At 68.6% G+C, this 22561-nt stretch carries 17 protein-coding genes and 1 pseudogene; 11 read left to right on the forward strand and 7 right to left on the reverse strand.

What is annotated here, in order from left to right:
• The first annotated feature begins 14 nt into the window (after positions 1-14).
• Genes L6444_RS02155 through L6444_RS02165 form a run of 3 tightly spaced genes read left to right on the forward strand, consistent with a single transcriptional unit; the run spans position 15 to position 3384 of the window.
• Positions 15-764: a DUF2786 domain-containing protein gene (locus L6444_RS02155; RefSeq protein ID WP_236980103.1), complete on the forward strand. Its 750-nt coding sequence runs from the start codon at positions 15-17 to the stop codon at positions 762-764.
• The gene (locus L6444_RS02160; RefSeq protein WP_370653066.1) at positions 761-1279 is read left to right on the forward strand and encodes a TIGR04338 family metallohydrolase; all 519 of its coding nucleotides are present in this window, start codon (positions 761-763) and stop codon (positions 1277-1279) included. Before L6444_RS02155 ends, L6444_RS02160 begins: the two co-directional genes overlap by 4 nt.
• On the forward strand, positions 1276-3384 hold the full coding sequence (locus L6444_RS02165; RefSeq protein WP_236980105.1) for a glycoside hydrolase family 3 protein: 2109 nt from the start codon (positions 1276-1278) through the stop codon (positions 3382-3384). Before L6444_RS02160 ends, L6444_RS02165 begins: the two co-directional genes overlap by 4 nt.
• 35 nt (positions 3385-3419) lie before the next feature.
• Here L6444_RS02165 and mymT read toward each other — a convergent pair whose 3' ends face one another.
• The gene (mymT, locus tag L6444_RS02170) at positions 3420-3566 is read right to left on the reverse strand and encodes a copper-binding metallothionein MymT (protein ID WP_236980107.1); all 147 of its coding nucleotides are present in this window, start codon (positions 3564-3566) and stop codon (positions 3420-3422) included.
• A gap of 202 nt (positions 3567-3768) precedes the next feature.
• Here mymT and L6444_RS02175 point away from each other — a divergent pair, with 202 nt between their 5' ends.
• A complete protein-coding gene (locus L6444_RS02175; protein ID WP_236980109.1) occupies positions 3769-4425 on the forward strand; it encodes an O-methyltransferase in 657 nt (218 codons plus the stop codon).
• Between the two features lie 6 nt (positions 4426-4431).
• Here L6444_RS02175 and ilvD read toward each other — a convergent pair whose 3' ends face one another.
• The gene (ilvD, locus tag L6444_RS02180; protein WP_236980111.1) at positions 4432-6138 is read right to left on the reverse strand and encodes a dihydroxy-acid dehydratase; all 1707 of its coding nucleotides are present in this window, start codon (positions 6136-6138) and stop codon (positions 4432-4434) included.
• Between the two features lie 85 nt (positions 6139-6223).
• On the opposite strand from ilvD, the gene ricR reads away from it, so the two are divergent.
• From ricR to L6444_RS02195, 3 genes are all read left to right on the forward strand, one after another.
• Positions 6224-6514, forward strand: a complete 291-nt coding sequence (gene ricR / locus L6444_RS02185) for a copper-sensing transcriptional repressor RicR (RefSeq protein WP_236980112.1) — start codon at positions 6224-6226, stop codon at positions 6512-6514.
• Between the two features lie 131 nt (positions 6515-6645).
• Positions 6646-7899 carry an MFS transporter gene (locus L6444_RS02190; RefSeq protein ID WP_236980114.1) on the forward strand — a complete coding sequence of 418 codons (1254 nt, stop codon included), beginning with the start codon at positions 6646-6648 and terminating at the stop codon, positions 7897-7899.
• Positions 7900-8018: 119 nt separating this feature from the next.
• Positions 8019-9050, forward strand: a complete 1032-nt coding sequence (locus tag L6444_RS02195) for a L,D-transpeptidase (protein ID WP_236980116.1) — start codon at positions 8019-8021, stop codon at positions 9048-9050.
• Between the two features lie 316 nt (positions 9051-9366).
• Here L6444_RS02195 and L6444_RS02200 read toward each other — a convergent pair whose 3' ends face one another.
• Entirely contained in the window at positions 9367-11352 is a 1986-nt protein-coding gene (locus L6444_RS02200; RefSeq protein ID WP_236980118.1) for a M13 family metallopeptidase, read from the reverse strand.
• 42 nt (positions 11353-11394) lie between these two features.
• Between L6444_RS02200 and L6444_RS02205 the strand changes: the two genes are divergently transcribed.
• Together L6444_RS02205 and L6444_RS02210 are read left to right on the forward strand one after the other, a co-directional pair.
• Positions 11395-12096: a hypothetical protein gene (locus L6444_RS02205; protein WP_236980120.1), complete on the forward strand. Its 702-nt coding sequence runs from the start codon at positions 11395-11397 to the stop codon at positions 12094-12096.
• The gene (locus tag L6444_RS02210) at positions 12093-12782 is read left to right on the forward strand and encodes a hypothetical protein (RefSeq protein ID WP_236980122.1); all 690 of its coding nucleotides are present in this window, start codon (positions 12093-12095) and stop codon (positions 12780-12782) included. The genes L6444_RS02205 and L6444_RS02210 overlap by 4 nt, the downstream gene beginning before the upstream one ends.
• Before the next feature lie 3 nt (positions 12783-12785).
• On the opposite strand, the gene L6444_RS02215 is transcribed toward L6444_RS02210, so the two are convergent.
• Positions 12786-13307 (reverse strand): XRE family transcriptional regulator, encoded by a 522-nt coding sequence (locus L6444_RS02215; RefSeq protein ID WP_236980124.1) that lies wholly within the window; start codon positions 13305-13307, stop codon positions 12786-12788.
• Positions 13304-16237 carry an MMPL family transporter gene (locus L6444_RS02220; protein WP_236980125.1) on the reverse strand — a complete coding sequence of 978 codons (2934 nt, stop codon included), beginning with the start codon at positions 16235-16237 and terminating at the stop codon, positions 13304-13306. Before L6444_RS02220 ends, L6444_RS02215 begins: the two co-directional genes overlap by 4 nt.
• Before the next feature lie 283 nt (positions 16238-16520).
• On the opposite strand from L6444_RS02220, the gene L6444_RS02225 reads away from it, so the two are divergent.
• The gene (locus L6444_RS02225) at positions 16521-16985 is read left to right on the forward strand and encodes a hemophore (RefSeq protein WP_236980127.1); all 465 of its coding nucleotides are present in this window, start codon (positions 16521-16523) and stop codon (positions 16983-16985) included.
• Here L6444_RS02225 and L6444_RS02230 read toward each other — a convergent pair.
• A complete protein-coding gene (locus L6444_RS02230; RefSeq protein ID WP_236980129.1) occupies positions 16982-18157 on the reverse strand; it encodes a lysylphosphatidylglycerol synthase transmembrane domain-containing protein in 1176 nt (391 codons plus the stop codon). The two genes, L6444_RS02225 and L6444_RS02230, sit on opposite strands and share 4 nt — an antisense overlap.
• A 130-nt stretch (positions 18158-18287) precedes the next feature.
• Here L6444_RS02230 and L6444_RS02235 point away from each other — a divergent pair, with 130 nt between their 5' ends.
• A complete protein-coding gene (locus tag L6444_RS02235; protein WP_236980131.1) occupies positions 18288-19427 on the forward strand; it encodes an AI-2E family transporter in 1140 nt (379 codons plus the stop codon).
• Between the two features lie 131 nt (positions 19428-19558).
• Here the strand turns inward: L6444_RS02235 and mmpL3 are convergent.
• Positions 19559-22494: pseudogene (gene mmpL3 / locus L6444_RS02240) on the reverse strand (trehalose monomycolate exporter MmpL3).
• Between the last annotated feature and the right edge of the window lie 67 nt (positions 22495-22561).

The following is a 22561-nucleotide window of genomic DNA, read 5'->3' on the forward strand; positions in this document are numbered from 1 at the left end:
ACTAGCTTGGCGTCATGACCGACGACAAGATGCTGTCCCGTATCGCGGCCCTGCTGCGCCAGGCGGAGGGTACCGACAACACCCACGAAGCCGACGCGTTCCTCAGTGCCGCACAGCGGTTGGCGACGGCCGCGTCCATCGACCTGGCGGTGGCGCGTTCGCATTCCTCCAACCGATCCGCCGCGCAGGCTCCCACCCAGCGCATCATCACCATCGGCAACGCGGGCACCCGCGGATTACGCACCTACGTACAGCTTTTCGTGCTCATCGCCGCGGCGAACGACGTGCGCTGCGACATCGCGTCGAACTCGACGTTCCTGTACGCCTACGGGTTCGGCGAGGACATCGACGCCACGCATGCCCTCTACGCCAGCCTGGTGGTGCAGATGGTCCGGGCCTCCGACGCCTACCTGGCCACCGGCGCGCACCGGCCCACGCCGACCATCACCGCCCGGCTCAACTTCCAGCTGGCCTTCGGCGCACGGGTTGGGCAGCGGCTCGCGGAGGCCCGCGAGCAGGCTCGCCAGGAAGTCAGTAAGGACCGGGCCCGTGCGCCGGGAACCGCAATTGCCTTGCGGGACAAGGAACTCGAGTTGCGCGACTTCTACCGCAGCACGTCCAAGGCCCGCGGTAGCTGGCAGGCCAACCGGGCCAGTGCCGGATATTCGTCGGCGGCCCGGCGAGCGGGCGACCGGGCCGGTCGGCGGGCGCGGCTGGGCAACAGTCCCGAGTTACCCGGGGCGCGGACCGCGCTGGGCAGTTGAGTTCGCCGGCGCGTGCGGGTGTGCCGCGGGATGCCCAGCGCGCCAAAGTATATGCGGCCGAAGGGTTTGTCCGGACGATCTTCGATCGGGCCGCCGAGCACGGCTCACCCAGTCTGGAGTTCTTCGGCACGCAGTTGACGCTGCCCCCCGAGGGGCGATTCGCGTCGGTGGAGTCGGTGCAACGCTACGTCGACGGCGTGCTGGCGTTCCCCGCGGTGCGCGAACGGTGGCCCGCCGTGTCGCCGCTGCGGGTCCGGGCACGCCGTGCGGCTACCGCCGCGCACTACGAAAACCGGGACGGCACCGGCGTAATCGCCGTACCGGACCGGGCTACCGCCGACTGGGCGATGCGGGAGTTGGTGGTGCTGCACGAGATTGCGCACCACCTGTGCCAGGAGCCGCCGCCGCACGGTCCGGCGTTCGTGGCGACGATGTGCGAGTTGGCAGAGTCGGTGATGGGGCCCGAAGCCGGTCACGTGCTGCGGGTGGTTTACGCCAAAGAGGGGGTGCGGTGAGCGAATCGGCAGATCCCGACCTGCGGGCCGGCGAGGTCGAAGCGCAGCTGACCGACGACGAACGCTTCGCGATGCTGGTCGGGGTGATGGGGGCCGGCGACATGTGGCCGCTGCACGACGAGCGCATCCCCCCCGGCGTCCCGATGAGCGCCGGCTACGTGCCCGGGGTCGAGCGGCTCGGGGTGCCGGCGCTGCGGATGAGCGACGCCGGATTGGGCGTGACCAACCCCGGCTTCCGCCCGGGCGACACCGCTACGGCGCTGCCGGCCGGACTGGCCCTGGCGTCCAGTTTCAACCCGGCGCTGGCCCGCGCTGCGGGGTCGGTGATCGGCGCCGAGGCGCGCAGCCGCGGATTCAACGTCCAGCTGGCCGGTTCGATGAACCTGGCCCGGGACCCGCGCTGCGGCCGTAACTTCGAATACCTTTCCGAGGACCCGCTTTTGAGTGGTGTGCTGGCCGCCGAGCAGGTCCTCGGTATCCAGCAGCACGGCGTCATCTCGACGGTCAAGCACTTCTCGCTGAACTGCAACGAGACCAACCGGCACTGGCTGGACGCGGTGATCGACCCCGACGCACACCGCGAATCGGATCTGCTGGCTTTCCAGATTGCGATCGAGCGGGGCCGGCCCGGCGCGGTGATGGCCGCCTACAACAAAGTCAACGGTGCCTACTGCGCGGCCAGCAGTGTGCTGCTCGACGAGGTGCTGAAAACCGCCTGGGGGTATCGCGGCTGGGTGATGTCGGACTGGGGTGGCACGCCGAGTTGGGAGTGCGCGCTGGCCGGCCTCGACCAGGAGTGCGGCGCCCAGATCGACGCCTTGCTCTGGCAGGCCGAGACATTCGGCGCCCCGCTGCGCGCCGCGTACGCCGACGGCCGGCTGAGCAGAGACCGGCTGGCGGACATGGTGCGGCGGATCCTGCGCTCGATGTTCGCCGTCGGGATCGACCGGTGGGTCGACGTACCTGAGCCAAATACCAACATGCACAGCGACATTGCCGCCGATATCGCCAGGCAGGGCATCGTGTTGCTGCAGAACCAGGGTGTGCTGCCGCTGCGAGCGGACGCCCGGATCGCCGTCATCGGCGGGTATGCGCATCGTGGTGTGCCGGCCGGGTACGGGTCCAGCACCGTGCTGCCGCCGGGTGGCTATGCCGAGGTGATCCCGATCGGTGGGGCGGGGCTGGAGGCCGGGATGCGGAACCTGTACCTGACGCCGTCGAGCCCGCTCGACGCATTGCGCAAAGTGCTGCCACAGGCGCAGATCGAATTCGACCCCGGCATCAGCCCGGCCGAGGCGGTACCGGTGGCGCGCCGGGCCGACATCGCGATCGTGTTCGCGGTGCGCGCCGAAGGGGAGGGCTTCGACGGCGCCGACCTGTCGCTGCCGTGGGGGCAGGACGCGCTGATCGCCGCGGTGGCCGGCGCCAACCCGAACACGGTAGTGGTGCTACAGACGGGCAACCCGGTCGCGATGCCCTGGCGGGAAGCGGTAAGCGCCGTCGTCCAAGCGTGGTATCCGGGGCAGCAGGGCGGTCAGGCCATCGCGGAAGTACTTGCCGGGCAAGTGAATCCGTCGGGTCGGCTGCCGATCACCTTTCCGGCCGACCTGGACCAGACGCCGCGGCCGCGTTTGCCCGATGCCCCGCCCGGTGCGCCGACGACGATCGACTATTCCGAGGGCGCCGACGTCGGCTACCGCTGGTTCGCGCGTACCGGGCAGGCTCCGCTGTTCGCGTTCGGCCATGGCCTGTCCTACACAAGTTTCGAGTATCGCGAGCTGGACGTCGCCGGCGGCGACACGGTGACCGCCGCGGTCACCGTGGTCAACACCGGGCGGTGCGCCGGAGCCGACGTGCCGCAGCTGTACCTGACCGGCACGCCGGAGGAAAAGTGTCTGCGGCTGCTGGGATTCGCCAGAGTGGAACTCGAACCCGGTCAATCGCGCCGGGTGAGCATCGAATCCGATCCGCGATTGCTGGCCCGCTACCGCCAGGGAAGTTGGCGGATCGCGCCGGGCCGGCACGCGGTGGCCGTCGGCGCGTCGGCGGTGGACCTGAAACTCTCCGCCGAGGTCGAGTTGACCGGGCGTGCGTTCGGGCACTGAGGGGCACGGCCGAACGCACGCCCGGCAAGTTGGGATTACTTGACGGGGACCAGCGCTTCGCCGCAGGTGCAGCGGTACGGCTCGGTGGCACCGGAGCAGTGGCAGGGGACCTCGACCCGGACGCGACAGCCGCAGCCCTCGTGGCCGCAGGTCAGCTCGGTTCCAGCTTCGTGAGTTGTCATTGCATTTCACCTCATCTTCGGGACACAAATCGGAGTGGTAACCTCCGCCTCCGCAGCATATACCCCATAGGGGTACCCGGTAAAGCAATCGAGGCGGATGAGCGGGGATCCGGCCGATCCGGCCCCAAGATGTCAGGCGGAATTTCGCCGTCGTCTTGCGTCGCTAAATTGTCAAGATCGGCGATTTGGTTAGCGTTGACTTATGCCTGAAGAAGCGACCCCACAAGCCGTCGACGCGTTCCTGGACACCACGCTGATCGGTCTGGACCCCGTGCTGGCCGCGGCGGTCGAGGCCAGTGACGCCGCCGGACTGCCGCACATCGCGGTGTCGGCGCAGCAGGGCAAATTTCTGTGTCTGCTGGCCTCGGCCATGGGAGCGCACCGCATTCTCGAACTCGGCACGCTGGGCGGGTACAGCACCATCTGGCTGGCGCGCGGCGCCGGGCCCGAGGGGCGCGTGGTGACGCTGGAATACGACTCACACCGCGCCGAGGTCGCCCGCGCCAACATCGAGCGGGCCGGGCTGGGTGACCGGGTACGGGTGGTGGCGGGCGCCGCGCTGGACACCTTGCCGACGATCACCGACGGCCCGTTCGATCTGGTGTTCATCGACGCTGACAAAGAAAACAACGCCACCTACCTGGAGTGGGCGATCAAGCTCGGGCGCCCCGGCACGGTGATCGTGGTGGACAACGTCATTCGGGGCGGGCACGTGCTGACCGAATCCGACGACGCCCGCGTCGCCGCGACCCGCGGGACGCTGCAGGCGATGGGCGAGCATCCACGGTTGGACGCCGCGGCGCTGCAGACCGTCGGCAGCAAGGGCTGGGACGGGTTCGCGGTGGCGTTGGTGCGCTGAGGAAGCTCAGCCGCAGACAGCGCCACCCGCCGCCGAGCCGACCAGCTTGACGTACTTGGCGAGCACACCGGTTTTGTAACGCGGCGGCGGCGGAGTGAAACCTGTTTGGCGTGCGGCGAATTCGTCGGGATCGGCCAGCACGTCCAGCGTCTGGTTGGCCACGTCGAGCCGGATCCGGTCGCCGTCGCGAAGGAATGCGACCGGCCCCGCGTCGACGGCCTCGGGGGCGATGTGCCCGACGCACAAACCGGTCGTCCCGCCGGAGAACCGCCCGTCGGTCAGCAACAGCACGTCCTTGCCCAGCCCGGCGCCCTTGATCGCGCCGGTGATGGCGAGCATCTCGCGCATCCCTGGCCCGCCCTTGGGGCCTTCGTAACGGATCACCACCGCGTCACCCTTGGTGATGGTGCCGTCCTCGAGCGCGTCCAGCGCGGCCCGCTCGCCGTCGAAAACCCTTGCGGTGCCTTCGAACACATCGGAGTCGAAGCCGGCCGACTTGACCACCGCGCCCTCCGGTGCCAGCGATCCGTGCAGGATGGTGATGCCGCCGGTGGGGTGGATCGGATTGCTCAGCGCGCGCAGCACCTTGCCGTCCGGGTCGGGTGGGGCGATGTCGGCCAGATTCTCCGCGACCGTCCTGCCGGTCACCGTCAGGCAGTCGCCGTGCAGCAGGCCCGCGTCCAGCAGCGCCTTCATCATGACCGGCACCCCGCCGATGTGATCGACATGCGACATCACGTGCCGGCCGAACGGTTTGACGTCGGCCAGGTGCGGCACCTTCGACCCGATCCGGCTGAAGTCCGCCAGCGACAGCTCGACTTCGGCCTCATGCGCAATGGCCAGTAGGTGCAGCACCGCGTTGGTGGAGCCGCCGAACGCCATCACCACCGCGATCGCGTTCTCGAACGCCTCCTTGGTCATGACGTCGCGGGCGGTGATGCCGCGGCGCAGCAGTTCGACGACGGCCTGCCCGCTACGCCGGGCGAACCCGTCCCGACGTCGGTCGGTCGCCGGCGGCGCCGCGCTGCCCGGCAGCGACATACCCAGCGCCTCGGCCGCGCTGGCCATCGTGTTGGCGGTGTACATGCCGCCGCAGGCGCCCTCACCGGGGCAGATGGCGCGTTCGATGGCGTCGACGTCGGCGCGGCTCATCAAACCGCGCGCGCAGGCGCCGACCGCCTCGAAAGCGTCGATGATGGTGACCTCGCGCTCGCTGCCGTCGGACAGTTTGGCCACCCCCGGCAGGATCGAGCCCGCGTAGAGGAACACCGACGCCAGATCCAGCCGGGCGGCCGCCATCAGCATGCCGGGCAGCGACTTGTCGCAGCCGGCCAGCAGCACTGAACCGTCCAGGCGCTCGGCCTGCATCACCGTCTCGACGCTGTCGGCGATCACCTCGCGCGAGACCAGCGAGAAGTGCATGCCCTCGTGACCCATCGAGATGCCGTCGGAGACCGAGATCGTGCCGAACTCCAGCGGGTAGCCGCCGGCCTGGAACACACCCTCCTTGACCGCCTGGGCCAGCCGGTCCAGCGACAGGTTGCACGGCGTGATCTCGTTCCACGACGACGCCACCCCGATCTGCGGCTTGGCGAAGTCTTCGTCGACCATGCCTACGGCGCGCAGCATGCCACGAGCGGCGGCCTTCTCCAGACCGTCGGTGACGTCGCGACTGCGGGGTTTGATGTCGGCTTGATCAGCGGTTGAGGGCATTGTGCAAGTATGCGGTGCACCGTGATCGGTGCCAAAATCGTTTTCGTGCCGTAAGTGATACCCCGACGGGGTATAAAATGGCCGGATGACAGCGCCACATGGATACGCGCAGGAGAAGGACAACTACGCCAAGCGACTGCGGCGTATCGAAGGCCAGGTGCGTGGCATCGCGCGGATGATCGACGAGGACAAGTACTGCATCGACGTCCTCACCCAGATCAGCGCCGTCAACAGCGCCCTGCGGTCGGTGGCGTTGAACCTGCTCGACGAGCACCTGACCCACTGCGTCACCCGTGCCGTGGCCGAAGGCGGACCGGACGCCGACGGCAAGCTCGCCGAAGCCTCCGCGGCCATTGCGAGACTCGTTCGTTCCTGATCTGTGCGGGCGTGTTGAACCGCAATGTCGGCTGATGCCGCTACCTGGTTGCGTACCGTGAGGGCAGCGAATTCGTGCCCTCGAGCTACCGCAGCACCAGGCCGATTGCGTGCCCCACACTTATGACTGCCATGACTGCCGAACCCGGAACCGCCGCCGCACGAACGTGGACGCCACGGATCGCGGTGCAGCTGACGGTGCTGGCGGCGGCCGCTTTCATCTACGTCACCGCCGAGTTGCTCCCGGTCGGCGCGCTGTCGGCGATGGCCAAGAACCTGCACGTCACCGTGGTGTGGGTGGGGACGTTGCTGTCGTGGTACGCGTTCGTCGCCGCCCTGACCACGGTTCCGCTGGTGCGCTGGACCGCGCACTGGCCGCGGCGGCGGGCATTGCTGCTGAGCCTGGTCTGCCTGACCGTCTCGCAACTCGTCTCGGCGCTGGCGCCCAATTTCGCGGTGCTGGCCGCCGGCCGGGTGCTGTGCGCGATCACCCACGGCCTGCTGTGGTCGGTGATCGCCCCGATCGCCACCCGCCTGGTGCCGGCCAGCCACGCCGGACGCGCCACCATGTCGATCTACATCGGGACGAGCCTGGCCCTGGTGATCGGCAGCCCGCTCACCGCAGCCCTGAGCCTGATGTGGGGGTGGCGGCTGGCCGCCGTCTGCATCACCGTCGCGGCCGCCGTCGTCACCGTGGCGGTCCGGCTGGTGCTGCCCGAGATGATGCTGACCGACGACCAGCTGGAATACGTGGGCCCGCGGTCGACGCACCACCGCAATCGGGGGCTGATCATCGTCAGCCTGATCACCATGGTCGGCGTCACCGGGCATTTCGTGTCCTACACCTACATCGTGGAGGTCATCAAGCAGGTGGTCGGCGTGCGCGGACCCAACGTGGCGTGGGTGCTGGCCGCGTACGGCATCGCCGGGGTGCTGGCGGTGGGGATGGTGGCACGGCCGCTGGACCGCCGCCCCAAGGGCGCCATCATCTTCTGCATGGCGGGGCTGACGACGGCCTGTGCCCTGCTCAGCGTGCTGGCGTACGGGTGGCGCGGCTCGGCGCTGACGGTGCTGATGCTCGGGGTGGCGGCGATCGTGTTGTGGGGTGCGACGGCCACCGCGGTGTCGCCGATGCTGCAGGCCGCGGCCATGCGCGCCGGCGCCGACGACCCCGACGGCGCCTCCGGCCTGTACGTGACGGCCTTCCAGGTGGGCATCATGGCCGGTTCGCTGGCGGGCGGCCTGCTGTACGAGCGCAGCGTGGCGATGATGCTCACCGCGTCGGCGGGGTTGATGGGAATCGCGTTGCTGGCGATGACCGTGATTCGGCGGGTGATCGAACCCCCTGCCGAAGACTCCGCGGAGGCAACTTCACAGGACGGCTAACGCCGCAGCTCAGCACCCTGAACCGGGACTCGGGACCGTCACGCCGGGCTCTTCGAATGGCTATTCGGCAATTTCGTTGTGCCACACTGGGCGGAGTCTGAAACCGGAGGGAAAGAAATATGTCGCGCTGGATGAGGGGCTTTTCGAGGAGAAGTCTCTTGGCCATATTGGTGGCCGCTCTCAACGCATGCGGGGTCGCCCTGCTGGTGTTCGGTGCCGGCCCGGCCGTCGCCGACCCGGATGACGCACCCGGCGACCCCGGCCCTGTCGTCGCTCCCGCCGATCCTCCCGCGCCCGAACCGTTCGCGCTGCCGCCGCTGCCCGACCCGTTCGCTCCGCCCCCCGGCGTGCCCGGTGTCCCGGGCCTTCCGGGGGCGCCGGTTGCGGCTCCGGTGGCCGACGGGCCCGCGCCGCCCGGACAGGACAACACCCCGTTCGTGGGTGAGCCGCCCTTCCGGCCGCCGACCTTCAACCCGGTGAACGGTGCGATGGTGGGCGTGGGTAAGCCGATCATCATCAACTTCCAGGTGCCAATCGCCGACCAGGCGATGGCCGAGCGCGCCATCCACATTTCGTCGATCCCGCCGGTGCCGGGCAAGTTCTACTGGCTGACCCCGTCGCAGGTGCGCTGGCGCCCGCTGGCGTTCTGGCCGCCCAACACCGCGGTGAACATCGACGCGGCCGGCACCAAGTCGAGCTTCCGCACCGGAGACTCGCTGATCGCCACCGCCGACGACGCCACCCACCAGATGACGATCACCCGCAACGGGACCGTCGTGCAGACGTTCCCGATGTCGATGGGCATGGCCTCGGGCGGCCACCAGACCGCCAACGGCACCTACTACGTGCTCGAGAAGATGCCGACGGTGGTGATGGATTCCTCGACCTATGGGGTTCCGGTGAACTCGGCCAACGGCTACAAGGTGACCGTGTCGGACGCCGTCCGCTTCGACAACAGCGGCAATTTCGTGCACAGTGCGCCGTGGTCGGTGGGCGATCAGGGCAAGCGCGACGTCAGCCACGGCTGCATCAACCTGAGCCCTTCCAACGCCAAGTGGTTCTTCGACAACTTCGGCAGCGGTGACCCCATCATCGTGAAGAACTCCGTCGGTGTGCCCAAGAACGACGGGTCCAACGACTGGGAGCTGTAGCCGGCTCGGCCTGTTCGGGTTCATTGCGCGCGATTCGTCGTCGTCGAGGGCAGCCTCCCGCACGCTCGCCGGCCGAGGCGGCCGGGCTGGGGTCGGCTTCATGCCGTGCGGTGTGAAGCCTTGTGCTTGGGGTGTGAAGCGTGGGCTTTGGTTGTGAATCAACGGCTTTCAATGTGAGCGTAGGGCGGTATTCCGGACGGATTCCCGCCCTGGCTTCACGCCGAGCGCCCAGGTTTCACGCCCGACGCCCAGGTTTCACGCCCGAAACGAGGGTCGGAGCGGGCCGCCGCCGAAGGTGCGGCGGCAGCAAGGACTCCTAGTTCCAGATGCGGACCCGCCGTTGCGGTTCCAGGAACAGCGCGTCATCCTCGGACACCCCGAACGCCTCGTAGAACGCGTCGACGTTGCGGATCACCCCGTTGCAGCGAAACTCCGGCGGCGAGTGCGGATCCACCGCCAGCCGCCGAATCGCTTCGGCCTCACGGGATTTGGTCCGCCACACCTGCGCCCAGCCGAAGAACACCCGCTGCACGCCGGTCAGGCCGTCGATCACCGGTGCGGGCTCGCCGTTCAGCGACAACTGGTAAGCCAGCAGCGCGATCGACAGCCCACCCAGGTCGCCGATGTTCTCGCCGACGGTGAACGCGCCGTTCACATGATGGCCGCCGTCGAGCTCGCGCGGCGTATACCCCTCGTACTGCTCGATCAGCGCCTTGGTCCGCGCACCGAACTCCGTGCGGTCGTCGTCGGTCCACCAGTCCACCAGGTTGCCGTCGCCGTCGTACTTGGCGCCCTGGTCGTCGAAGCCGTGCCCGATCTCATGCCCGATCACCGCACCGATCCCCCCGTAGTTGGCGGCGTCGTCGGCGTCGGCGTCGAAGAACGGCGGCTGCAGAATCGCTGCGGGGAAAACGATTTCGTTCATGCCCGGGTTGTAGTAGGCGTTGACGGTCTGCGGCGTCATGAACCACTCGTCGCGGTCCACCGGCCCACCGAGCTTGGCCAACTCGCGGTCGTGGTTGACGGCGTAACCGCGCTGGAAGTTGCCGTACAGGTCGTCGCGATCGATGACCAGCGCGGAGTAGTCGCGCCAGGACACCGGGTAGCCCACCTTCGCGGTGAACTTGGCCAGCTTGGTCAGCGCGCGCTCCCGGGTCTGCGGGGTCATCCAGTCCAGGTCGCTGATGCTGATCCGGTACGCCTCCTGCAGGTTCTCCACCAGCTTGTCGATGCGCGCCTTGGCGTCCGGCGGGAAATGCTTTGCAACGTAGAGCTTTCCGACGGCGTCGCCCATCAGCGTCTCGACCAGCGCGACGGCCCGCTTCCAGCGGTCCCGGATCTGCTCGGTGCCGGTCAGCCGCCGACCGTAGAAGTCGAAGTCCGCGTCGACCATCTCTTTGGTCAGCCACGGCGACCGCGCCCGAATCAACCGCCAGCGCGCCCAGGCCTTCCAAACCTCGAAGTCCTCACTGTCCCAAAGCGCGGCGAAGGCGGTGAAGTAATCAGGTTGGCGCACAACCACTTCGGCGACAGCTTCCGGCGTCGTTCCCAGTCCGGCCACCCAGCCGGCCCAGTCGAAACCAGCGCCTTCGGTCTGCAGATCGGCGAACGTGCGCAGATTGTAGGTGAGCTCGGCGTCACGCCGCTTCACCACATCCCAGTGCGCCGCGGCCAGTTTGGTTTCCAGGGCCACGATGCGGGCCGCCGTGTCGGCGTGGTCGTCCGGGCTGCCGCCGAACACCAGGGCGAACATTCGCGCGATGTGTCCCGGATAGGCCGCCAGCACAGCGGCATGCTGCTCGTCGCGGAAGTACGACTCGTCGGGCAGCCCGATCCCGGACTGGCTGACGTGCACCAGGTAGCGGCTCGAATCCTTGGAGTCGGTGTCGACGTAGAGCCCGACGCCGCCGCCCACCCCGGTGCGCTGCAGCGCACCGATGATCGCCGCCAGTGCGGTGCGGTTGGCCGCGCCGTCGATGACGGCCAGTTCGTCGTGCAACGGTTGCAGGCCGCGGTGCTCGACGGTGTCCTCGTCCAGGAAGCTGGCGTAGAGGTCGCCGATGCGCTGCTCGTCGGTGCCGGCTGCCGCGTTGGCCGCGCTGGCCTGAGTGATCAGATCGCGCACCTGCTCCTCGGCCCGGTCGAACAGGGTGCGGAAGGCGCCGTCGGTGGCGCGGTCGGCCGGGATGTCGTACTCGGCCAGCCAGCGGCCGTTCACATGACCGAAAAGGTCGTCCTGGGGGCGGGCGGATGGGTCGACGTAGCTCAGGTCGATGCCCGAGCGGATGGCCTCTACTGTCACCCCGCCATCCTTCCACCTTGTTTCGGGTGCAACGATCGGGCCATGCCTGACCAGGATAAAACCGCGGAGCCGTCGGAGGGCGAACCCGATGAAGCCGTCGAACCCGCCGACGTCGAGGAGGTGGCCGCCAAGGACGACACCGACGTCGAAGACGAGGACGGCGCCGTAGAGGAGGACGTCGACGAGGATGGCGCGATGTTCTCCGGCTACGGCATCGCCTCGACGGTGCTGGGCCTGGTGTCGGTGGCAGCCGTGGTCCTCGCTGTGCTCATCTGGACCACGCATCGCGACGACTCCGGCGAACGCGCCTACCTGACCCGGGTCATGCAAGCAGCCACCGACTGGTCCACCGTGCTGATCAACATGAACACCAGCAACCTCGACGCCAGCCTGCAGCGGCTGCACGAGGGAACGGTCGGCGACCTCAACACCGACTTCGAGGCGGCCATCGGCGACTACCGGAAGCTGGCGCAGAAACTGCAAGCCAAAAGCGCCGGTCAGGTGGCAGCAGTGGCCATCGACACCGTGCACCGCGACCTGGACACCGTGCCCGGCTCACCCCGGCCGGTGGTGACGACCAAGCTGCCCGCATTCGCCAGCCGCACCGACTCGGTGCTCGTCGTCGCGACCTCGGTCGCCGAGAACGCCGGCGGCAAACCGCAAGTGGTGCAGTGGAACCTACGACTGGACGTCTCGCAGATCGACGGCAAGCTGATGATCTCCAAGCTGGAGTCGCTGCGATGAGAAATGCGTGGCGACTCGCGGTCTTCGACATCCTGGCGCCGCTGGCGGCCATCGCCGCGCTGGGCGGCATCGGAGTGGTGCTCGAATGGCCCAAGTGGTGGGTGGCGGTCGGCACGGCGCTGGCCCTGCTGATCGTGCAGGGCGTGCTGGTCAACTTCTGGCTGCTGCGCCGCGACTCGGTCAGCGTGGGAACCGACGACGACGCCCCGGGCCTGCGGCTGGCCGTCGTCTTCCTGGCCACCGCGGCGCTGTGCGCCGCGGTGATCACCGGCTACACCCACTGGACCAGCAAAGACGACGACTTCAAACGGAACTCGGCGGCGGTGGTGCAGGTAGCCACCACGGTGGCCGAAGCCATCTCGTCGCTCTCGCCCGCCGACCCGAACTCCACCATCGACAAGGCCGCGTCGATGATGGTGCCGGAGCAGGCGACCAAGTTCAAAGACGGATTCGGCAAGACCACCGCCGAACTGGTGCAACGCAAGGTGACGGCGCAGGCCGCCACGATGGCCGCCGGCGTCGAGGCGCTGGGGCCGACGGCGGCCAGGGTCGCAGTGGTCATGCGGGTCACCCAGAACGAGCCCGGCAAACCGCCCAGCGCGCAGCCGGTGGCGCTGCTGGTCGCGTTGACCAAGCACGGCAACGACTGGCTGGTCCAGGACGTGGTGCCGCTCAGCGCCCGCTGAGGGCTAGGCGCCGGGCGGACGCTCGTTCTTCACCCGGACGAACCGGTCGGACAGCCGGCGCATCCGGATCATCAACGACGCCGACGGGCTGACACTGCCGTCCAGATAGGCGGCGAGATCGTCGGCGGACACGCCGATCCGCGACGCGAACTCCGGCTGGGCCAAGCCACAGCGGTCCATCAGCAGATTCACGTGGCGGGCCACCTCGGCGCGTTCGTTGGCCTCCAGGTGAGCGCGGGCCCGATCAAGAACCTCCCACAGCGCTTTGGCGATGCCGACCGGGCGGGAACCCCCGAGGATCTCCTCGACCTGACGTGCAGTGCGGCCGTACGGGTCGCGCTTGAGTGCGGCGGCGATGCGCTTCCAGGTACCGATGTCGCCGCTTTGCAGCGCCGAGCGGATGGCCGCGGTGGACCAGAACTCGACCGGCTGCGGGTCGGCACCGGGAACCGCGTCGGGTTGCCGTGCACGTCCCCGGCCGTGCGGAGCGGGCGCGGCTTTTCGCTGGTCGGCAGCCAACGTCACCTCGCCTCCTCCAACATCGCCACAGCCACTGACAGGCAGCGCTGTCTCACTTCCTCCCAGTCTGCCTGCCCATCCGGCTCCGGCTCCACCTCGTCGAGGTCTGACGGGTCCGGATCCGCCAGCCGGCGGACCAGCTCAGTGGCGATCCCGTGCCGCTGCGAACCGGCAGGCTGACAACAGTAATAGTTATCCATCCCGGCCAGCACCGCCGCAACGGCCTCGGGTTCCATCACCTTCACCATGTCTGCGAAATCGGCGTAGTCGCGCCTGCTGTTACGGCTCATGATCAGGTAGCCCTTGAGACGCAGCGCTTCGGCGCCGGTCGGGATCTGCAGGCGGTCGCCGGTGGGTAGCTGAACGTTGGTCGTCTCCACCGGACTGCGCCGCCGGTAGCTCGGACCGCCCCTCGCGCCTTTGCGGTCCAACGCGTCGATGGCCACCGACAACCGGCCGCGCCACAACGTCACCGGGTGCACCGGCCGATCGGTCCACGCCATCGCCTTGGCGATCCCGCTGCGGTAGGCCAGACCGACCCTGCCGACCGGACCCGAGGCCACCGCCAAGGTCTCGGTCTGCACTTCCGCCGATTCCTGATCGGCGCCGGTGCGTTCACAGCCGCTGAAGGCGAACGGGTCGGCAACGCAAATAGTCTCGGGCGCAAGGTGTTTGAACCTTGCCGCCGACTTGATCACCATGCGCAGATCGGCGCTGGGCGCGATCGCCGCGGTGATGTCCTCGGGGATGACGACGACACCGCCGAGGTCGACGTCGGGCAGTGGCCGGTCGAAGTCGACCGACGGCAGGATCCGGCCCAGCCAGCCCGGCAGCCACCAGTTCCACTTGGCGAACATCGCCATCAGCGCCGGCACCAGGACCAATCGCACCACGGTGGCGTCGACGGCGATCGCCACGGCACACGCCACGCCGATCTCGGCGACCAGCGGCATGCCCGCGAACGCGAACCCGCAGAACACCGCGATCATGATGAGCGCGGCGCTGGTGATGGTACGTGCGCTGGTGCTGACACCGTAGGCGACGGCATCCCGGGTATGACCGGTCTGCAGGAACCGCTCCCGGATCCGGGTCAGCAGGAAGATCTCGTAGTCCATGGACAACCCGAACGTCATCGCCAGCACCAGCGGCGGCACCGTGCTGTCGATCGAGGGCAGATGCGGAAAACCCAGCGCCTGAGCCCAGCCCCACTGGAAGATCATCACCAGGGAGCCGTAGGCGGCCGCCACCGACAGCAGCGTCATCAGCACGCCCTTGAGCGCCAGCAGCACCGAGTGCACCGAGATCAGCAGCATCAGGAAAGCGATCAGCGCGACGAAGCCCAGCACCAGCGGCTGCGTCTCGGAGACGCGGCTGTCGAAGTCCTTGATCAGGGCCGTCGAGCCGCCCACCGAGACCTCGACGTCGGCGTTGACGCCGGGCAACTCGTGGCGCATCCAGTCGACGGTGTGCCGGGCCCGCATGTCCTCGGGGTCGACCGACAACACCGCCGACAGCAGCGCGCTGTTCTTGTCCTCGGCGAAGACCGGCGGTGGCACCGAGGCGACGTCGGGGGCCTGCGTCATCTTCTGCCGGACCGCGTTGACCACCGCGGTGTGCTCCGGCGCCGTCGCGTCCCCGTCGGGGAATGCGACCAGGACCTGGATCGGCCCCAGCGCGCCCGGCCCCAGCGCTTGGGCGGCCGCCGCCACGCCGGCCCGGATCTCGTGGGAGGAATCGAACTGGCGCAACAGGCTGTTGCCCAGCACCATCTGCGTCGCCGGCGCCGCCATCACCAGCAGCACGGCCGCGGCCGCCAACGCCGAGATCCACGGTCGGCGCATCACCCAGCCGACCCAGCGGGTCCAGAACCGGGACACCGTGCTCTCCGGCCGTCGCGACCAGTGCAGCAGCACCGACCGCTTGGCCGCGGCCCGGGCGAAGGTGGCCAGCAGCGCCGGCGTCAGGGTGGCCGACGTCAACATCGCGATCGCGACCGCCAGGATCGCGCCGGTGGCCATCGACCTCAGCGCCGGGGTGTTGATCACGTAAATGCCGGTGAGCGAGGCGATGACGGTCATCCCGGACAACACCACCGCCAGCCCGGAGGTGGCCATCGCCGCGTCCACCGCCTCCGGCGCCCGCCGGCCGGTACGCAGTTCCTCCCGGAACCGCATCAGGATGAACAGCGAATAGTCGACGGCCAGCGCGATGCCGAACATGGACACCGTCGACGTCACGAACACCGACATGGTCATGGACATGGACAGCAGATAGACCAGTCCCATGGTGACCACGACCGTGCAGATGCCCAGCGCCAACGGTATCGCCGCGGCCGCCAGCGAGCCGAAGACCGCCAGCAACACGATCAGGATGATCGGCAGGTTCCATTCCTCGGCTTTGGCGATGTCGTGCTTGGTGTTGGCCGCCGCGGCAGCGGACAGGGCGCCCTGGCCGATGACGTAGAGCCGGACCCGACCGTTGGCGGTCTGGCCCGACCGGTCGTCCTGCACGCCGATCCGCTGCCGCAGCTTCTTGGCGACGTCGCTGGTGCCGGGGTTGCGGGCGTCGAGATGCAAGGTGACGACGTAGGGCCGGTCGGGTTGCGGCGGACGCTGGGTGGGGTTGGGCACCTCGGTGACGCCCGGCAACTCGCCGGCGATGCGCTTCAGCTCGGCGACCGCGTCGTCGATGTCCTGGTAGGTGGCGTCGGCGCGGGGCGCGGCCACCAGCGCCAACGGGGAGGCGCCCTGGTCGGGGAATTGCGCGGCCAGCTGGTCGTGCACGGCCAGCGACTGGGATCCGGCAACCTCGAACCCGCCGCCGGTCAGATTGCCCGACTGCGTCATCGCCAGGTACACCGCCGGAACCAACGCGAGCAGCCAGCCTGTGAAAACAAACCAGCGAAACCTGCGCAGGTTGCGGCTCAGCCGCATCATGAACTGCTGGATTTCTCGACTCCCCGTATTTCTTGCGCAGCGCCTGCCCGCGAGCCTACTCCTGGCGTCTAAGCCTGCTTATCGGTTCCTGAGCTGCGAGGACAGCCGATCGACGGGATCGTTGTGAAGTCGTGATCGCGGCTGTGACCTGGGCTGGAACGTGGGCTTCGAAATGGCGAGGCGGTGGACCGGATGGCAGGATGTCGATTGGCCGCGCGGGCGTCAGCGGGCTTGGGCCGGCGGCATCGTGCGAATCCTGTGCGAATCCTGGAGGAGTTATCCGATGAAGCCAATCAGTGCGATCGTCGCCGCGGCGGCCGTGACGGGCGGTTTACTCGGTGCGCCCGCGGCGTCGGCCGCGCCCGATCCCTGCGCGGCCAGCGAAGTGGCCCGCACCGTGGGCACGGTCGCCAAGCAGACCGGCGACTACCTGGACTCGCACCCGGACACCAACCAGGCGTTGACGGCGGCCATGCGGGAGCCCTCCGGGCCTCAGTCGGCCGCGACGCTGAAGGCTTACTTCGAGGCCAACCCGAAGGTTGCGCTGGACCTGCAGGGGCTGGCCAACCCGCTGAACAAACTGGGCACCCAGTGCAAGCTGCCGATCACGCTGCCGCAGGCGCTCAGCCTGATCCAGGCGGCCCAAGGCGGTGGGCTGCCGGGCGGTGGGACTCCGGCGGCGGGGACGCCGGCCAGCCCGCTCGGCGGGGGCGGGCCGCTGCCCGGCCCCAAACCCAACAACGGCTAGACAGCGCCCTCCGGGGGCGGTAGCGGCCCCTGCAACGCCGTCTCCGCCGGATCGTCGAACCTGTCGAAAGTCGGCACCCGGATGCCCGGATCGGTTGGCGGATCGTCTGATTCGATCTTCTCGGTACGGAACATGAAGAAGAACACCACCCAGCCGACCGCAGCGATGAACAACCAGCTGATCAGCCGATAGACCAGCATGGCCGAGATGGCGTTGGGCAACGCCATGCCCGACGACACCAGGCCGGGCACCAGCACCGCCTCCACCACCAGCAGCCCGCCCGGCATCAGCGGGATCGTCCCGACCGCGCGAGCGGCCGCGTACGCGACCGTCAAACCCGCCACCGACGCGTGGTCACCGGCGGCGTACGCGGCAAAGCCCAGGCAGGCGACGTCGGCGACCCAGTTGAACAACGACCAGCTGAACGCCACCCCCAGATCGCGACGGCTCAGGCTCACCGACTCGAGCTGCATCAGGATCTCGCGCCACTTCGCCGCACCGGCGTCGGCGGGCTTGCCGCGGACCGAGTTGACCCACGACAGGACCTTGACGCCGATGCCCTCGATCAGCTCCGGCCGCGACGCCACCGCCTGCGCCAACAGCAGCAGCACCACGAACCCGCCCAGGGTGAACAGCAACGTGAACGGGTTGTTCCTGGCGCCCAGGAAGAATGCGCCGCCCAGCCCGAGCACCGCCAGCCCCACCGCCTGCAGCGCCCCCGACATCACCAGCTGCCACGACGCCACCACCGTCGAGGCGCCCCAGATGCGCTGCTGGCGCAACAGGAACGTCGCCGAGATGACCGGGCCGCCGGGCAACGTGGTACTCAGTGAATTCGCGGCGTAAAACGCCGCCTCCGAACGCATCTGCTTGACGTGCACGCCGGCCGAGGTCAGTAGCGTGCGCTGGATCTGGGCGAAACTGTGCATCGACGCCGCGGCGGCGATCATCGCGGCGACCAGCCACCACCACTTGGCCTCGAACAGGCTAGTCCACGCCTTGGCCAATTGGTCGCGGACCAGCGCGATCTCGACGACGAGCACGATGGCCACCACCGCGAGCACCACCCAGCGCAGCCACCAGTACCTGCCGCGCGGGGCCGCCGCGCTGCTGCGTGCGACCGTGCTCGGCCACCAAGCCACGAGCTTGCGGGCCACGGCGTCCGGTGACATCGAACTAGGGTAACCGCGCGTGCCGCGGTCCCATCGACGCACGTCGCCGACGTGTCGGGGTCGTTCCAGGGTCGTAACCGGATCGTGCCGGGCGGGTTTGCCGGTGCAGCCGGCCGGATAGTCTTGCCGCATGTCTGTCGACGACGACGCGGTGAGCCCACTGGTACGCAAGACCGCGGCCTGGTCGTGGCGGCTGCTGGTCATTGTGGCGGCCGGGGTGGCGCTGCTGTGGGTGGTGGAAAAACTCGAGGTCATCGTCGTTCCGGTGCTGCTCGCGTTGATGTTCAGCGCGTTGCTGATGCCGCTGGTGGACTGGCTGGACAAGCGGGGGGTGCCGCGCGGCGTGGCGGTGACGCTGGTGTTGCTGGCCGGCTTCGCGATTCTGGGCGGCATTCTGACGTTCGTCGTCAGCCAGTTCATCGTCGGGCTGCCCGACCTGGTCACCCAGGTCGAGCACAGCATCGACTCCACCCGCCGATGGTTGATCGAGGGCCCAGCGCACCTGCGTCGCGAACAGATCGACAACGCGGGCAACTCCGCGATCGAGGCGCTGCGCAACAACCAGGCCAAGCTGACCAGCGGTGCGCTGTCCACCGCGGCCACCATCACCGAGCTGGCGACCGGGGCGGTGCTGGTGCTGTTCACCCTGATCTTCTTCCTCTACGGAGGGCGCAACATCTGGGAGTACGTCTCCAAGATCGTGCCCGCGCACGTTCGCGACCGGGTCCACGAGGCCGGCAAGGCCGGATATGGCGCCCTGACCGGATACATCCGCGCCACGTTCCTGGTTGCGCTGACCGACGCCGCCGGGGTGGGTGCGGGGTTGGCGATCATGGGTGTGCCGCTGGCGCTGCCGCTGGCCTCGCTGGTGTTCCTCGGTGCATTCGTGCCACTGATCGGTGCGCTGATCTCCGGGCTGCTGGCGGTCGTGGTCGCTTTGCTGGCCAAGGGCATGGTGTATGCGCTGCTGACCCTGGGCTTGCTGATCGTGGTCAACCAGCTCGAAGCGCATGTGCTGCAGCCGCTGGTGATGGGGCGTGCGGTGTCGATCCATCCGCTGGCTGTGGTGCTGGCCATCTCTACCGGCGGTGTGTTGGCCGGGATCGTCGGGGCTTTGCTGGCTGTGCCGACTGTGGCGTTTTTGAACAACGCTATGCAGGTGCTGCTGGCCAAGGATCCCGAGGCCGAGGCGGAGGAGCAGGCGGAGGGGGAGACCGGCGCGATCGTTGCGGCCCAGCCCGACAAACCCCACGCGGTGGCCGAGGACTGACCTCGCTGCGCCCCGTGCGTGCGCGAGCAGGGGGCGTGAGCGGCCGCAAATGTACGGTCCACGGCGCTTTTGGACGGCATTTTGGGGCCGCTCACGGCGTGGGGGCGCGCAGCGAAGGGACGTCCGCCAGCTCAGATGCGGCGGCCCTCGCGGCGCAACAGATCCTGCGCGGACAGTCCGCCGCCGCCGGTACGCCGACGCCGCCCGGGGTCCACCGCGTTCTCGTCCTGGATGTCGCGCGCCTTGAGTTTCTCGGTGGCGGTATCGGAGTCGTTCTCGGCAGGACGTTGGGCCGGCAGGGCAGCGGTCTTGTCGGCCGGGTCCCCCGGCTCCGGCTTGGTGGCCGAGCGGCCGCCCGCGGCGGGCATCTTGTTGGTCTCGCCCGCGGAGGGCGGCGGAGTGGTCTTGGCCGGCGGAGCGGTCTTCGGCGCCGGAGCGGTCTTGGGCGTCTGAGCCCGCAGCGGCGCGGTCGGCGGGGCGGGTGCCGACGGCGCCGAGGGTGCGGTCGGCGCGGAGGGCGCCGCCGAGGCTGCGGGCCCGTTGCGCGGCGCGCCGCTCTGCGGAGCCGACAGACGCGTCGTCGGAGCGTCCGCCGGCTGACTCGCAGGCTGAGCCCGAACCGGCGCCGGCGGACCTCCCGCGGGGCCGTTGGACGCGGAGCCCAGCTCGGGCCGACCAGCCGGGCGCGGCAGCGGCGCCGGGTGCGTCGGGTCGTGCGGCGCCCGCGGGGTCGCCGCCACCAGCCCGGCCGTCACCGGCGGCCGCGCCTTATTGACCGGTCGCTTGCGTTCGTCGGGCAACTGGATCTCGCCGAGGCCGATGCGGGTCTGCAGGCGCCGCATCCAGCGCGGCGCCCACCAGCAGTCGTCGCCGAGCAGCTTCATCACCGACGGCACCAGGAACATCCGGACCACGGTGGCGTCCAGCAGCAGCGCCGCCATCAGGCCGAATGCCAGGTACTTCATCATCACCAGGTCGGAGAACACGAACGACCCGGCCACCACGGCCAGCACCAGCGCGGCCGCGGTGATCAGCCGCCCGGTGGTCGCGGTGCCGATCCGGATCGACTCCTGGGTGGACATGCCGTTCTCCCGGGCCTCGACCATGCGGGAGACCAGGAACACCTCGTAGTCGGTGGCCAGGCCGTAACCGACCGCCACCACCAGGGCGATGATCACCACCATCAGCGGCGTCGGTGTGAAATTCAGCAGTCCGGCGCCGTGCCCGTCGATGAAGATCCACGTCAAGATCCCCATCGTGGACCCGAGCGTCAACACGCTCATCACCGCCGCCTTGATCGGCAGCACCACCGATCCGAACGCCAGGAACATCAGCAACATGGTGGTGGTGATCAGCACGATCACCATCAGCGGGGCCTTGTCCACCAGGCTGTGAATCGAGTCCTGCTCCAGCGCGGGCGTACCCCCCGACAAAGATCTGGATGCCCTTGGGCGGCGTGATCGACCGCAGTTCGGCGAGTTTCCTCGCCGAATCCGCCGGGTTCGTCAACGCGTTCTGCAGCACCCGCACCGACGGGTCCTTCGAGGCCCCCCGGCGCCTGCGACCGTTCCTGCCACATGTTGGCCGGGTTGTTGTCCTGCTCGATGAAACCGCTGATCGACATGGCCTTGGCGCGGACATCGGCGATCTGCTGGTCGGTGACCGGCTGATGGTTGGTCGACTGGATCACCAGCGTCAGCGGATTGGTCCGGTAGCCGGGGAAGAGCTGGTCGAAATGCTCCTGAGCTTGGCGTGCCGGGTTGTCCGGTGGCAGGTACTTCTCGCTCATGCCGCCCAGCGACATGTTGCCCAGCGGGATCCACAGCAGGATCATGCCGAAGGCGATCGGGATGGCGAACGCCAGCGGCCGTTTCATCACGAAGTTCGTCAGCTTGCCCCAGAAACCCGCCTCGACCTCTTCGCGGGTCTTGGTCTTCTGCAGCCGGTCGGCCAGCCAGTTCAGGTAAGCCCGCGACACCTTCCAGTTCCGCAGGAACGGCACCCGGAACGCGGTCCGCACCCCCAGCGCGTCGACATGCTTGCCCAGCACACCCAGGCAGGCCGGCAGCAGCGTGATGGACAGGATCGCGGCCAGCGAAACCGCGGTGATCAGGGCGTAGGTCAGCGACTTCACGAAGCCCTGCGGCAACAGCAGCAGGCTGGCGCCCGACGCGGCGATCAGGACCGCCGAGAACACCACCGTCCGGCCGGCCGTCATCACCGTGCGGCGGACGGCGGACTCCGTGTCATACCCCTCGGCGATCTCCTCCCGGAACCTGCTCACCACGAACAGCCCGTAGTCCACCGCGATGCCCAGGCCGATCAGCGACACGACCGGCTGGGCGAAGAAGTGCACCGGCCCGAACATCGCGATCAACCGCAGGATGCCCAGCGAGCCGGCGATGCTCAGGCCGCCGACCATCACCGGTAGGCAGGCCGCGACCGCGCCGCCGAACACCAGGAACAACACCACCGCGACCAGCGGCAGCGCCAGCACCTCCATGCGGCGCTGGTCGGTGGCGATGGTGCCGGTCAGCGCACTGGCGATCGGCTGCAGCCCGGCCAGTTGGACGGTGCCGCCGTCCAGCTTCTGCAGCGCGGGTTCGATGTCTTTGAAGTTGGTCAGGATGGTGTCGTCGTCATCGCCCTTGAGTGGGATGGAAACGAACGTGTAGTGCTTGTCGTCGGTGGCCATGCCCTTGATGACCGGGCTGGTGCTGTCCGGGGCGCGCAGGTAGCCGGCCCAGCCGAGCACCTGCTTGGGGTGGTCGGACACAAACTGGTTGAGCTCGTCGGTGATCTTCTTCGACCACGCCGGGTCGTTGACCGTCTTGCCGTCCGGAGCCTTGAAAATGGCCACGATGTGGCCGGTGCGGTCGCGCCCGTAGACCTCGTCGCCCAGGATCGAGGCCTTGACCGACTGGCTGCCCTCGTCGTAGAACCCGCTCTGCGTGACGTGCTTACCGAGGCTGAGCCCGAAAATGCCGCCGCCCAGGCACAGCGCCACCGTGACCCCGATTACGATGTACCGCAGTCGGTACACAGTTCGACCCCACCAGGCGAACACGTATGCTCCTCACCGGATCTGTAGCGACCCACGCATTGAACTGCACTGCTTTTCGATTTTCTCCGAC

The sequence above is a fragment of the Mycobacterium kiyosense genome, assembly GCA_021654635.1.
Taxonomy (GTDB): domain Bacteria; phylum Actinomycetota; class Actinomycetes; order Mycobacteriales; family Mycobacteriaceae; genus Mycobacterium; species Mycobacterium kiyosense.

What these genes read in the sequence shown, in the direction of transcription:
- L6444_RS02155 (WP_236980103.1), top strand. Translation starts at nt 15, where the DNA reads ATGACCGACGACAAGATGCTGTCCCGTATCGCGGCCCTGCTGCGCCAG.
- mymT (WP_236980107.1), bottom strand. Translation starts at nt 3,566, where the DNA reads ATGACAACTCACGAAGCTGGAACCGAGCTGACCTGCGGCCACGAGGGC.
- L6444_RS02175 (WP_236980109.1), top strand. Translation starts at nt 3,769, where the DNA reads ATGCCTGAAGAAGCGACCCCACAAGCCGTCGACGCGTTCCTGGACACC.
- ilvD (WP_236980111.1), bottom strand. Translation starts at nt 6,138, where the DNA reads ATGCCCTCAACCGCTGATCAAGCCGACATCAAACCCCGCAGTCGCGAC.
- ricR (WP_236980112.1), top strand. Translation starts at nt 6,224, where the DNA reads ATGACAGCGCCACATGGATACGCGCAGGAGAAGGACAACTACGCCAAG.
- L6444_RS02190 (WP_236980114.1), top strand. Translation starts at nt 6,646, where the DNA reads ATGACTGCCGAACCCGGAACCGCCGCCGCACGAACGTGGACGCCACGG.
- L6444_RS02195 (WP_236980116.1), top strand. Translation starts at nt 8,019, where the DNA reads ATGTCGCGCTGGATGAGGGGCTTTTCGAGGAGAAGTCTCTTGGCCATA.
- L6444_RS02205 (WP_236980120.1), top strand. Translation starts at nt 11,395, where the DNA reads ATGCCTGACCAGGATAAAACCGCGGAGCCGTCGGAGGGCGAACCCGAT.
- L6444_RS02210 (WP_236980122.1), top strand. Translation starts at nt 12,093, where the DNA reads ATGAGAAATGCGTGGCGACTCGCGGTCTTCGACATCCTGGCGCCGCTG.
- L6444_RS02220 (WP_236980125.1), bottom strand. Translation starts at nt 16,237, where the DNA reads ATGATGCGGCTGAGCCGCAACCTGCGCAGGTTTCGCTGGTTTGTTTTC.
- L6444_RS02225 (WP_236980127.1), top strand. Translation starts at nt 16,521, where the DNA reads ATGAAGCCAATCAGTGCGATCGTCGCCGCGGCGGCCGTGACGGGCGGT.
- L6444_RS02230 (WP_236980129.1), bottom strand. Translation starts at nt 18,157, where the DNA reads ATGTCACCGGACGCCGTGGCCCGCAAGCTCGTGGCTTGGTGGCCGAGC.
- L6444_RS02235 (WP_236980131.1), top strand. Translation starts at nt 18,288, where the DNA reads ATGTCTGTCGACGACGACGCGGTGAGCCCACTGGTACGCAAGACCGCG.